Raw genomic sequence first — 12,270 nt, 5'->3', positions numbered from 1 at the left:
GGGCGGTACTAGGACGGCACCTTCAGCTTGTCCCAGCTGACCCTGCCGGGGGTCCCGTCCGCGTCCTTGCCCGTGAAGCCCAGCTTGCGCTGCCAGGCCGCGTAGGACTTCCGGTCGGCCTCGGTCCACTGCGGACCGGGGCCGTTCTCGTAGTGTCCGCAGCCCTCGGCGACGAGGCGGCGGCCCATGGCCGTGATCAGGGAAGACCTCTGCCCGGTGTGGAAGAAGCCGCTGCCCGGGAACGGGGCGTACGCCGGTTTCGGCGCGGGCTTCGGCGTGCCACCGCCCTTTCCGGCGAGCCGCTCGGCGATCCGCTTGCGCATCCCGTCCATGGTGAAGCCGCGCGGGTCCTGCTTGCCCGGCTGCCACTCCTTGTGCCCGATGACGGACCGTTCGCTCCAGCCGTGGTGGCGGCAGATCGCGGCGGCGACCTTCTCGATGGCCTCCTTCTGCGCCTCGGGCCAGGGGTCCTTGCCGTCCCCGAGGTTGACGCACTCGAAGCCGTAGAAGTGGCGGTTGCCGTCGGTGTCGGCCTGGTTGTCGTGCGGCAGTTTCGTCTCGCTGACGACGGCGCGCAGCACGTCGCCGTCGCCGAGGCCGGCGTGGTTGGCCCGGCCGTTGCCGACCAGGTGGACGTGGCCCTGCTTGTCGATGACCCCGTGGCACAGCGGGCCGGGCAGGCCGGAGTAGCCGTTGTAGCAGATGTCGACCGAGGCGTTCGTGCCGGAGGTGACGGTGTGGTGGATCATGACGCCGTTCACCGGGCCCCAGGGGCCCTTGGTGTTGCGGTTGTGCGTGCGCCAGTTGCGCACCTCGTGGACCGTGAGACCCTCGGCGCGCAGGACCTCCAGCAGCTTGGACGCGCCCATCGGCTGTGCCATCACTCGTCTCCTTCCGCCGCGGCCTCCGCCTCGGCCGTGGTCTGAGAGCGTCCGCCGGAGGGGTCGGCCTCGGCCGACTCCTCTTCCCGGGCGGACCGTGCCTCGGCGACGAGGGCCGCCTCGTCCGCCGCCGGGACGGCGCCGGCCAGCGGAGCGAACGCGAACCGCAGGTCGACGGTGCCGCCCTCACCCTTGACCAGGGCCAACGGCGCGAAGTGCCGGGCGATCCCGGCGGGTGCCCGCAGCAGGGGGCGGCGCGCCGGGTCGGCGGGCCACTCGACGCTGCCGGTGACGGTACGGGCGGGGACGATCCAGTGGTCGCCGGTGCGATAGGTGCCGCCCTCGGCGAAGTACACCTCGACGCCGTCCTCGAGGGCCAGCCACTCCCCCTCGGTGACGGGCACCGCGCCGCCCTCGAGCGCCGTCCGCCGGCCCTTGCGCCGGGGGCCCTCGTGGTGGTCCCAGCGGCGCAGGAACGGGTGCAGGTGCGGGAGCCGTCCGACGCGTGGGTCCGGTTCGGCGGACAGCCGGGCCCGGCGGCCCGGCAGGTCCAGTTCCTCGACCCGCAGCAGGGGCAGCGCCTCGAGGCGGGAGGCCTGGGCGGTGTCGGTGAACTCCACCAGGTCGCCGACGTCCAGGTCGAGCTTGTCGTCGAACCCGAGGGTCGCCAACCGCACCCAGGTGCCGTCGAGTCCGTCCACCGGAAAGACCACCGAACCGTTCTCCCGGGACCACTTGAAGGTGGCGTCGCCCGCCTCGCCGCCGGCGTGCACCTCCACCCGGTACAGCTGGTTCTCGGGGCCGCGGTAGCGGGCGTCGGGCCGGACCAGGCACGGGTCGTCGTCGGCGTGGTCGGGCCGTTCGGCGCGCGCCGCGAGCCGGGCCGAGGGGGCGGACTGACGGCGGGCCCAGGCGTCGAAGGCCTCGCGGACGGTGTCCACGGCCGGATCGGTGTCCGTCACGCCCAGCTCGGTGAGGGAGAGCGGCAGCACCTGCCAGACGACCTTGGCCCGGACCGAGGTGTCGGGCAGCGCCGCGCCGAGGGCGACCTCGCGCAGTGCCGGGTCCTCGGCGGCGCAGACGGCCCGCTCCCACACCCTGAGGTAGACCACGAACGGTGACGCGGCGGGCGAGGGCAGCCGGTCGTCCGGCTGTTCGGGGTCGCGGAAGGCGTCGGGCTGGTCCCAGTAGGTCCAGTACTCGGGCGGCGTCGGCGGCTGCTCCGCGCCGTCCTCGCGCGGTACGGGCGTGCCGGACACCGGACGGTCGGCGTCGCACAGGATGCCGTCGACGTAGTAGCGCCCGCCGCGGATGTGCAGGGTGTCGATGTCGTGCTTGCCGCCGACGTACTCGATGTGGAAGCCGGTGGCGTCGCGCGGCCCGCCGTGCTGCCCGATCAGGTCGGCGGCGAGGGTGCGGGCCCGGTGGAGCTGGATCGCGGTCTGCTCGTTGAGGTCGGCGTCGAGCTGGACGCGGCCCTGCTGGGCGATGACCGCGGAATAGTGCCGCTCCGGGCGGAAGGTGGCGCGGGAGAGGTCAGCGTGCATGAAGGAGGTCCCCCTGGTGTCGGGCAGTTCGGGTGGGGCGGGCTGAGGGCGGCCGGCGGCGGGGCTCAGGTCACGAAGAAGATCCCGGCGTCCGTGCCCGCGGGCGTGTACTCGGCGAGCCGGGCGCGCAGTCCGTCCTCGCGCTGCGGCCGGTACAGGTCGTGGAAGGCGCCCATCTCGGCGCCGTCGTCCGCGCCGCGACGGATCTCCTCGGGGCACCGGTTGGCCAACTGCGCGTACCAGGGCGTCCCGTACCGCTCGGAGGAGAACAACGGCCGCACGCCGCGGTCGAGATCCGGTTGGCAGCGGTAGCGCCGGGGCGTGCGGGAGCCGGGCGGTACGTACGAGTACCGCAGGCAGCCGACTCCGCGCCGGGCGACGTGCAGCCGGCCGGTGAGGACCGAGTTCTCGGCGATCTCCACGGCGTGTGTGCGGATCTCACCGATCACGGTGGTCCGGTGCAGGTGCAGCACGGCGTGGGCGTGCCGGCGGTCGGGGGCGGAGAGCGCCTCGCGGTCGTCGCCGGTGGCGTCCAGGACGCTGTCGCGGAGGTGGATGCCGAGGGGGTCCTCGCTCACCTCGTCGCCGATGACCTCGATGGTGCCGAGGATGCTGTGCTCGGCCTGGAGGCAGGCGGTGGTGCGCTCCAGGACGATGCTGGGCTCGTCGGGCGAGCGGGGCTCGCACTCGGGTTCCAGGGACCAGCCGGGCACCAGCGTGCTGTGCCGGACGACGACGGCGCCGACCGGCCCGGTGACGTTGATGCCGCGCCCGGCGACCAGCAGCCCGTCGAGGGCGATCCGGGGCCGCTCGTGCGGGGCGCAGTCGTCGGCCACCGCGCGGATGTTGAGGGCGTCGGGCCGGTTGCTGTACCAGTCGAGCAGGCGGACGACCGGCCGGGTGCCCTCGGCCGCCCGCAGTTCGAGGCGGTCGCCGGGGTCCAGGTCGAAGTCCAGCTGCTCCTGGTAGGCGCCGCTGTGGGTGATCTCGACGACGCCGTCGGGCCCGGTGCGGTCGGCCCGGCGGTCGTGCCGCCAGGCCCGGTAGGCGTCCATGATCCGCTGGTACGGCTGTCCGGGACCCACCCGGTAGAAGGCGGCCTCGGGACGGGGTTCGCGGTCCGGCCGCTGGTACTCGCCGCCGCCCAGGTCGGCGCCGGAGGCGTAGTGGTAGTCCACCCAGACCCCCTGCCGGGGCGCGGACCGCGAGCCGAACGCGATCCGGCCCAGTTCCGGGTCGACGGCGACCTGCCCCCGCTTCGGCCGGTAGCGCCAGTCGGACAGGTCGGCGACCACGATGTCGGCGGGCGGTACGGGTTTGTCCTCGCCGTCGCGCCGGATGACGAGGCTCTTGCCGGGGCCGTAGTAGTCGGCGAGCCGGTCGTGCAGCAGTCGGCGGGTGACGAAGCCCGGGACGTTGTCGACGGCGGCGATGTGTGCCGGGGACGGCTCCGGGACCGGCCTGGTGGCCAGGGGGGTGTCGTTGCCGAGGATGGAGAAGGTGTACAGGTTGCGGGCCCGGTCGACGCAGTAGGCCGGGGACGAGGTCAGCGGGTACGCCCTCAGCCGCCAGACGAACAGGGCGACCCCGGCGGGTGTCCAGCCTCCCTGCCGGCGCGCCGAGTTCGCCCGGCGGACGTCCACGGTCCGGGCGGTCGACCCGAACGGGCCGTCGGCCAGCGCGAGTTCGGAGCCGTCACGGAGGTCGGCCAGCCGCCCTCGGGTTCCCCGGTGGGCGGCTGTGGCGCCGTAGAGCCGTACCGGCTGGGTGTGCGCCACGTGCCGGGACAGTTCGACGGCGCGGGCCGGCCAGCCGGCCACCTGCTCGGAGAGTTCCTCCAGCAGGTGCAGGGTGCCCTTGCGGCGGCGGTGGGCGACGGTGGCGGCCACGTCGGCGCGGGGGGCGATCGCCTCGGCGAGGGCGGCCCGGCCGCCGCCGTGCAGGCCGGTGGTGAGGACCCGCTCGTACCCGGGCAGGGTGCGGTAGCCCACCAGGTCTCCGAGGTAGGGCAGCACCCAGGGGGCGGCGGTCTCCACGAAGAGGTCCTCGTAGCCCTGCGCCACGCCGTCGCGGACGCGGTCCAATTGCTCGGCGATCACCGCGAGCAGGGCGCGCAGCGGTTCGCCCTCCTCGGCGTCGCGCAGCCGGTGCCAGCGGGGCAGCAGCTCGGCGAGCCCGTCGGGTTCCCGCGGGACCACCGGGGCCGGAGTCTCCAACTCCACGTCCGGGGACATCACTTGACCTCCGTGAGAATCAGGGTGTCCGCGGCCCGGGCCGACAGCAGCGCGAGCTGGGCCGGGCGGATGCCGCGGAAGACGCACACCGACCGGCCCCTGGGCAGGCGCCGGGTGTTGGTGATGTCGGGGTTGAGGCGCAGGAGTTCGGCCGGCGGGATGCCGTACCGGGCGCAGACCGACGTCAGGGTCTCGCCGTTCGGGGCGCGGACGGTGTGGGTGCGCTCCTCGTACGCCGCCGGGTGGGCCGGCACGGACGCCCTCGGTGCGCCGGGGCCGGTGAGCAGCGCGGTGAGCTGCTCGGGGGTGGCGGAGGCGGGCACGCCGGTGAGGACGTCGACGTCCACGTAGTCGACGCCGGGCACGGAGTGGGCCGTGGCCAGGATCTCGGAGAGGCGGGCGGGCTGCGCCAGTTCCCGTCCCTCGTAGCCGAGCCGACCCAGCAGGGCCTGGCGGAGCCGGGGTTCGACCGTCTCCCAGGAGTGGTCCGGGGCCGTCCTCACCCTGGCCGCGATCAGCAGCAGGACCGCTTCGCGCGGGTCGACACGGACCGGGAGACCGGGGTCGCCGTACTCGGCGAGGGCGGCGCGCAGGGAACGCAGCACGTCCGAGTCCTTGCCGAGCGGCACGTCGTCGGTGCCGGCGACGGTCACGTGCAGCACGCGCCGCCGCCCGTCGAAGAGTTCGCGCGCGGCGGCCCGGCCGATGCCGGCCCGGGAGCGGGCGAAGTCCTCGTAGTCGGCCGCCGAGACCAGCCGGTCCAGGGCGGACACGGCGAGCGGGACGGTGCGGCGGGTGAGGCCGGGGCCGTCCGCGTCGGCGCCGCCGGTGGCGGGGCGGGGGTTGGTCACGGCGGTGACGCCGAGGGGGCGGGTGAGGGGCTGGGTGATCCGGTCGGCGGGTACGTCGGCGGCCCGGCCGGTGCCGAAGCGGTAGCGGGCGCGGACGTTGTCGTGGCCGCCGGGCAGCCGGGCGCCGTGCACGCCGTCGCCGAAGGTCACGGTGGTACGGCCGTTCGCGGCGGTGCCGGTGATGTACACCCGCTCGGTCGGGCCGCGTCCGGCGAGGCTGTCGACCTCGTGCCACAGCACGCCGTCGACCCGGATCTCCAGCACGGGGGTGGCGCCGAGGGGGGTGTCGTCGGCGAGCCAGGTCAGCGGGGACTGCCAGAGCGCGAACGTCTGGTTGACGCGGTCGGAGTCGCCGCTGCCGATGGCCTCCTCGCGGCTCTCGCCGTGGGTGGCCTCGACGACGTTGCCGAGGACGCGGACGCTCGCCCGGCGGTAGCGGTGGACGAGGTCGGTGGTGAGGGTCAGCCGGGTGTGCACGTGGTCGCCGGGCCGTCGCGGGTCGACGGCCGGGTCGGCGGCGGCGATCGTGACCACCTCGGTGGCCGTGACGCCGGCCGCGCCCGGAACGTCGGCGCGCTCGCCGGTGACGATCAGGGTGCGGCCGGGCCGCAGTCCGTCGTACAGCTCGGCGAGTTCGATCTCGTTGCCGTGCACGTCCTCGCCGAGCGGCTCGTCGGCCGGGCGCAGCGGCTCCCCCGCCGCGTGCACGGTGGTGTCCCGGATGTGCGAGAGCAGCACGTCGAACTCGTCCAGCCAGGGGTCGGCGAGGGTGAGTTCGGTGCCGCGTCCGGTGATGCCGTAGGTGGAGTAGGCCGCCGTCCGCGCGGCCGTCACGCGTGTGGTGACGAAGGCGAGCGCTCGGTCGCCGGGGACGCCGCCCTGGGCGCCCTTCGCGGGGCGCCGGACCGCCACCCAGCTGCCGACCGTGATGCCGTCGTGCACGGAGTCCAGCTGCAGGATGTGGCGGTTGACGGGTTCCGGCCTGCTGGCGACGACGATCTCGACGTCCGGTTCGGTACTGCCGACGGTGTACCGCAGGCTGATCTCGTACTCGCCGTGGGTGAGATGGTCGGGGACACCCGGACGCAGGACGACGGTGGTGGGCTCGCCGTTGCCGTTGCCGATGCCGACGTGGACCAGGCCGTCGTCGTCCGGGGCCGACACGATCAGAACGCGGTCGGGCAGTCCCTCGTACAGTCGCGCCGACACCGACGGCGCGCCTTCGGTGAAGTGGCGGGTGAGCCAGTTCGCGTCGCGTTCCCGGTCGGCGGACGACGGGTTCTTCAGGTCGACCTTGCCCGGTCCGAGACGGAAGGTGACCGGCTGGGCGACCGGCAGGTTCTCGGCCCGCTGGTCGGAGCTGCTGCCCTCGACGTACTGGAACTCCGCCCGGACCGGGACCTTGCTCGCGGTGTCGAACACCACGCGCATGCTCGTCAGTACCGCCCCGGTCAGCGGCCAGTCGGCGGTGCGGATCACCCGCCCCCGTTCGTCCTGGACCGGCTTGAGCGGGGCGGTGGCGCCGAACGGGGCCGCGGTGACGCGCATCGCGAGCAGCTCGCGCAGGAGTTGCGGGGTGCCGACGGCGGTCGCGGTGCGCCAGGCCGGGTAGAGGCCGCCGAGGGAGGGATCGAGGGCGGTCAGGAGGCGGGCGGTGTCGGTGCCGGGCCGGGGCGCGCGGGCGTCTCCTCCTCGGCCTCGCGCGGTGGCTGGGCCGCGCAGGGCGGGCAGGACGCGGTCCAGGGCCTCCAGGGCGGCGGTACGGGAGTCGGGGGCGCCGGCCTTGGCCACCGGTTCCGTGGGAGCGGACTGGGCGGGTGCCAGGTCCAGGGCGCGCTCGGCGAGTTCCGTGAGGACCGCCGCCAGTTGCTCGAACCAGGCGGCCACGTTCTCGTACGGCTCGGCCAGCGCCTGTGCCTCGCCGAGGCGGGCGACGGGCTCGGCGAGGCGGGCCGCGAGCCGCTCGGGGGAGGTGATCTCGTCGAGGTCGGCCCGCAGCGGGGCGAGGACCTGGTCGTCGAAGTCCTCGATCAGGCGGCTGACCGGGCGCGGGTTGGGGACCTCGGGCGTCGGGGGCTCGTCGCCGGGCTCGCCGGGTGCGGCCGGCTCGGCGGTCCAGCGCCGTACCTCGTCGACGAGTTCCTTCAGCGTGGGCGGGGCCGAGCCGGGCAGGGAGAGCGCCGTGATCTCGTCGTCGCGGTCGATCCGCACCCCGGCGACCGGGAGCAGCAGCCGCTGCCCGCCCGCCTGTTCCCCGAAGACGAAGAGCAACCGGTCGCCCGTGGCGAGCGAGTTCGCCGTGCCCTCGACGAAGAGCTCGGAACGGCGTTCCAGGTCCTCGGGGGTGAGCAGGGAGGGCCGGCAGCGCCGTACCGTGAGCTCGTTGAAGTCCCAGCGCGCCGTGAGGTCCCGGCTGGTCTCGAAGGTCAGGGACTCCTCGTCGGCGGAGGCGGGCACGCTGTGGCTGCGGGCCCCGCGCGGGACCAGTACGGGCAGGTGCTCGGCACGCGGGTCGCGTTCGAGGGTGTAGGCGAGGTGGGTGCCGGCCGCGACGCCGGGACGCGGGCGGTGGCCGACGAGCCGCCCGAGCAGCACCAGCGAGCGGTGGTCGTGCGCCGTGCGCAGGTAGGCCTCGTCGGCGATCCGTTCGGAGTGGAAAGTGAGCAGGTCACCGAGGACGGCGGCGGCGTCGAGCAGGCCGATCGCCGGGTCGTCGGGGGTGCGCACGGTCAGCCGGTTCAGGGCCGGGTACGCGGGTGAGGCGAGCCGGTCGAGGAGGGCGGCGAGGAAGGAACCGTAATCGCCGACGCGGTAGTCCAGCGCGGTGCGGCCGGGCGGGTTGTGGAGCTCAGCGGGGGCGAGCCGCTCGTCGTGTCCGCCCCGGCAGGCGCCGCCGCAGGTGCAGCGGGCGGTCATCGGGCACCTCCCATGGATACCGCCAGCCGTCCGTTCTCCGGCCGGTCCGGGTCGTTGTCGCAGGTGGCGATCTCCAGCGGGCCGAGCCGCAGCACGCCGTCCTCCCTCTCTCCGCGGTCCTCCTCGAACAGCCGCCGCAGCCGGGTGACGTGCACGCTCTCCACCCCGGGGACGGCCGCCGCGGCGGCGACCAGCCGGCTGAGCCGGACCGGTTCGCCGAAGGTCAGCGCGTCGGGGTGGAAGAAACCCAGCCGCCCTCCCGGCAGGCGGCCGCTGCCCAGGACGCGGTACAGCTCGGCCAGGATCCGCCCGTGCTGGTGGCCGGGCCGGGCGCACACGGTGAGCGCGATGTCGAGCGGAACCAGCCGGGCCGGCCCCACCACGAGGTCGTGGCCGATCCGCCGGTAGGTCTCCAGCGCCTGGCCGACCGAGGCGAGCAGTTCCCCGGTGGGGGCGCCGGTGCCGAGTGCGTCCACCGCGATGTGCGCCTCCTGGACGCTGCCGGTCCAGCGGAGGTCGGCGGCGGCCCGCTGCACCCCCGGCAGGGCGGAGGCGAGGGCGGCGTAGTCGTCGGCGGTGACCGCGCGCAGCCGGGTGCGGCGCAGGTCGAGGGGGGCCAGCTGCCGTACCTGGTCGACCGGTTCGGGCTCGGTGCCGCCTAGGGCGGGCAGCGGGTTGCGGACCGTGGCCACGGGCGTCTCGCACCCGCCCTGGACGACCAGGTGGTTGATGGCCTCCGCGCCGACGTTGCCCGCGGTGCCGCCGCCGAGCCGGAGTCGCGCGGCCGGCCGGGAACCCGGGGCGGGCCGTGCTCCGTGGCGTCCGTCGCCGAAGCGCAGGGCGAGGCGGCCGTCGTCCTGGAGCTCACCGACGAAGTGACGGTCCCGGGGGCCGCTGCCGAGCAGGTCGCGGCGCGGCTCCCAGACCGTGTCACCGTCGTGGAGGCGCACGGCGGGCAGGGCGTGGCGCGGATCCTGGGCGAGGGCGGCGGTCGCGGACCCGCGCAGCACCGGCTCCTCGGGGTGCAGCCCGGACGCGTACGCCGGACCCCAGCTGTGCGCGATCTCCCAGGCGATGTGCCCGTCGAGGACCGTGCCCGCCCGGGCCCGGGCCGCCAGCACGTCGATCCGGCGCAGTTTGGCGTCGAGCAACCGGTCGCTGCGGTACAGGAGTTCGCGCAGGGCGCGGACCGGGTGGCGGCGCATCTCCAGGCGCTCCAGCACCTTCAGGCCGTAGATCGCGGCGAGTTCGTCGATCTCCTGCTCGCCCAGTCCGTCGCGGTCGCGGGCGCTGCGCCAGAGTTCGACGAGTCGTTGCCGGACCCGTCCCGGGATGGCGGCGATCCGCTCGGCCTGCCCGGTGGCGACGCCGGCCGGGTCGGGGAAGGGGACGGCCTGGGTGACGGGCGTACGCCCGAGGACCGGCCGGAAGCGGGGCGCGATGCCCGGGTAGACGGACTGTGCGAGCAGCGTCCGGAGCGCGGCGGCCTGGGCGTACGCGGTGCCGGGCACGACATGCTCGTGCCGCTGCCCGGCCCGTTCCAGGCCGATGCCCGCGCGTGTGACGGCCGGCTCCCCCACGACGTCGAACAGTTCGCGCACGTCGTCGGGACGGAGCACGTCACCGCTCTCCGTGCGGTCCGTCAGGGAGTTGATCAGCCGGGCGGGTGCGTTGCCCTCGGTGCGGTCGGGGCACCCGAAGCCGGGCGGGTCGCAGGGGGCCACCACGGCCGGTACGGGCGGCACGGGCACCGTCTCGCGGAGACCGGAGCGGCCGTGGTCGACCAGCACGACGTTGCCGCGGGCCAGGGTGACGTCCTCGACGGGCAGGCAGTCGCGTCCGCCGCGCGTGGTCAGGCACAGCGGGAAGCGCAGGGCGTCCTCGGCGGCCCAGGTGACCTCCAGTACGGGCTGGTCCTCGATGCGGTCCAGGCCGGGTGTGACGGAGGTCAGGCGCACGGCCTGCCGGTGCGCCGGGTCGGCGTCGCCGGGCGTGCCGGTGCGCGGACCCCTGACTTCCTCGAGGACGAGCAGGTCGCCCGGCCGGAGACCCAGCCGGCGTTCCCGGCAGGTCTCCCGGTCCGTCCACTCGTCGCGCAGGGTGGCGGAGGTGGCGCCCTTCGGCAGCGCGCACACCTCGCCGCCCCAGGTCCACAGCCGGATCGCGTTGTGCGCAACCCGGAGCTCCAACGGGTCGGCGGCGACGACCGGTTCGAAGACCTCCACCGAGCCGCGCTCGTCGAGATCGCCGAGGTCGTCCTCGTCGATGACGGTGCCCGGCGCCGGCCGGTCGTGCGGGTCGAGGCTCCGCACGTCGACGGAGGCGAAGCGGTAGGTGCCCGGCGCGAGGGTGTGGTCGCCCGCGGTCTCGACGGTGACGTACGCGCGGGCGTTGCAGCCGTCGTGCATCGCGTAGTCGATGAGCCGGACGTGACGGCGTACGGAGACACGGCGGCGCGCGGTGTCGAGGTAGGCCTCGGTGGCGACCGCGTCCTGCTGGTAGCTGATCTGGTCGCCGGTGTACGCGAGCAGTTCGACGAGCGTGGTGCCCAGGTCGGCCGGGTTGCGTTCGGCCCAGTCGGGGGTGGTGAGCGCGAGCCGGTCCAGGAGGAGCTTGCGGATGGTGTCGTAGTCGCGGGCCGTGTAGTCGATGACGGGCGCGGCGGGGAAGGCCGTCTCCTCGTCGGGTTCCTCCGCGCAGTCGAAGGGGGTGGGGCAGTCGGGCCGGAAGGCGAACTCCGCGCTGTGGTAGCGCTGGTCGAAGCCACGGTACGGCTCGGTGCCCGGCCGCCCGTACGGGTCGGTCTCCACGAGGGCGAGCCGGTAGCGGGAGGTGTCGCCGGCCTTGTCGAGGGTGACGAGGAGCCGGTCGTCGAGCTCCGGGTCCTCCTCGCGCTCGACGCCGATGTCGACGGCGGTGATGCCGGTGATGCGGCGGCCGCCGTCGACGCGTACGTTCTCGGGCCCGAGGCCGTGCGGGGCCTTGCCGAGGAAGGTCACGGTGAGCAGCAGCCCGTCATCGCTCACCTCGACGGCATCGACCCCGTTGAGCTGCGCGGACCGTACCCTGGCCCGGCGGGACGCCGTGGTACGGGCCGTCATGCGGGCCTCCCCGTGAACTCCTCGTCGTGCCGGACGCCGGTGGCGCGGACGACGTACGACAACTCCACCCGTACGGCGTCTTCGTCGCCGTACACGTCCAGGGCCAGCACGTCGATGAGATCGCCCAGCCAGCGCTGCAGCGAGGCCTGGACGGTCAGTTCGAGGGTGCTGGCCAGCTCGGGGCTGTGGGGTGCGAAGACGAGGTCGAGCAGGCCGCAGCCGAAGTCGGGGCGCATCACGCGCTCCCCGGGGCTGGTGAACAGCAACTGCTCGATCAGGTGGTGGACATGGGCGTCCGGGCGGGCGTGGGCGGTGCGGCCCCGGCGGTCGGGACGGAAGGGGAAGGCGATGTCGGTACGGGGGCGGGTGCGGGAGCTCATCGGACGGTGACCTTTCGCTGCGCGGCCTGGATCACAGGCGGTCCCTGCGGGACGAAGGCCGCGGTGACGCACTGGGCGGCGGAGCTGTCGAGCAGCACGGGCGCGCCGTCGACGGTGACGCCGGTGCCGTCCGCGGTCCAGCGGACCGAGACGCAGGGCGAGGGCAACCCGTCGACGGTGTGCGGACAGCCGGTCACGAGATAAGCGTGGGCTGTCGTGGCGACGGCGCGGCCCCCGGTCCGTACGCCCCCGGAGGGTGTGGTGGCGGGCGTGACACGGCCGCCGTGCGGGCAGCCGATCACGGCACCGGCGTCGAGCAGAGTCCCGGACAACTTCCTTCGTCCCCCGTCCTTCGAAATG

7 protein-coding genes are annotated in these 12,270 nt (G+C 74.6%); all 7 read right to left on the bottom strand.

Features of this window, described 5'->3' with window-relative positions:
• Window positions 1-8 precede the first annotated feature (8 nt).
• The 7 genes from ABZX30_RS12945 to ABZX30_RS12915 all read right to left on the bottom strand — a co-directional run bounded on the left by ABZX30_RS12945 (window position 9) and on the right by ABZX30_RS12915 (window position 12,242).
• Window positions 9-881 carry a peptidoglycan-binding protein gene (locus tag ABZX30_RS12945; RefSeq protein ID WP_355932486.1) on the bottom strand — a complete coding sequence of 291 codons (873 nt, stop codon included), beginning with the start codon at window positions 879-881 and terminating at the stop codon, window positions 9-11.
• Window positions 881-2,428: a DUF6519 domain-containing protein gene (locus ABZX30_RS12940; RefSeq protein ID WP_355932484.1), complete on the bottom strand. Its 1,548-nt coding sequence runs from the start codon at window positions 2,426-2,428 to the stop codon at window positions 881-883. Before ABZX30_RS12940 ends, ABZX30_RS12945 begins: the two co-directional genes overlap by 1 nt.
• A 65-nt stretch (window positions 2,429-2,493) precedes the next feature.
• Window positions 2,494-4,662: a hypothetical protein gene (locus tag ABZX30_RS12935; protein WP_355932481.1), complete on the bottom strand. Its 2,169-nt coding sequence runs from the start codon at window positions 4,660-4,662 to the stop codon at window positions 2,494-2,496.
• Window positions 4,662-8,429 carry a putative baseplate assembly protein gene (locus tag ABZX30_RS12930; protein ID WP_355932478.1) on the bottom strand — a complete coding sequence of 1,256 codons (3,768 nt, stop codon included), beginning with the start codon at window positions 8,427-8,429 and terminating at the stop codon, window positions 4,662-4,664. The genes ABZX30_RS12935 and ABZX30_RS12930 overlap by 1 nt, the downstream gene beginning before the upstream one ends.
• Window positions 8,426-11,530, bottom strand: coding sequence for a putative baseplate assembly protein (locus ABZX30_RS12925; RefSeq protein ID WP_355932476.1), 3,105 nt, complete (start codon window positions 11,528-11,530; stop codon window positions 8,426-8,428). Before ABZX30_RS12925 ends, ABZX30_RS12930 begins: the two co-directional genes overlap by 4 nt.
• On the bottom strand, window positions 11,527-11,910 hold the full coding sequence (locus ABZX30_RS12920; protein ID WP_355932473.1) for a GPW/gp25 family protein: 384 nt from the start codon (window positions 11,908-11,910) through the stop codon (window positions 11,527-11,529). Before ABZX30_RS12920 ends, ABZX30_RS12925 begins: the two co-directional genes overlap by 4 nt.
• Complete coding sequence (locus tag ABZX30_RS12915; protein ID WP_355932470.1) at window positions 11,907-12,242, bottom strand: hypothetical protein; 336 nt, start codon at window positions 12,240-12,242, stop codon at window positions 11,907-11,909. Before ABZX30_RS12915 ends, ABZX30_RS12920 begins: the two co-directional genes overlap by 4 nt.
• Window positions 12,243-12,270: the final 28 nt, after the last annotated feature.

Source organism: Streptomyces sp. NPDC004542 (assembly GCF_040610035.1).
Lineage (GTDB): Bacteria > Actinomycetota > Actinomycetes > Streptomycetales > Streptomycetaceae > Streptomyces.
Note: the sequence above shows the minus strand (reverse complement) of the source record. Positions and strands in the feature narration are given on the sequence as shown.

Bases quoted from the DNA above. Each gene is read 5' to 3' on its own strand.
- ABZX30_RS12945 (WP_355932486.1), bottom strand. From the start codon at position 881: ATGGCACAGCCGATGGGCGCGTCCAAGCTGCTGGAGGTCCTGCGCGCC.
- ABZX30_RS12940 (WP_355932484.1), bottom strand. From the start codon at position 2,428: ATGCACGCTGACCTCTCCCGCGCCACCTTCCGCCCGGAGCGGCACTAT.
- ABZX30_RS12935 (WP_355932481.1), bottom strand. From the start codon at position 4,662: ATGTCCCCGGACGTGGAGTTGGAGACTCCGGCCCCGGTGGTCCCGCGG.
- ABZX30_RS12930 (WP_355932478.1), bottom strand. From the start codon at position 8,429: ATGACCGCCCGCTGCACCTGCGGCGGCGCCTGCCGGGGCGGACACGAC.
- ABZX30_RS12925 (WP_355932476.1), bottom strand. From the start codon at position 11,530: ATGACGGCCCGTACCACGGCGTCCCGCCGGGCCAGGGTACGGTCCGCG.
- ABZX30_RS12920 (WP_355932473.1), bottom strand. From the start codon at position 11,910: ATGAGCTCCCGCACCCGCCCCCGTACCGACATCGCCTTCCCCTTCCGT.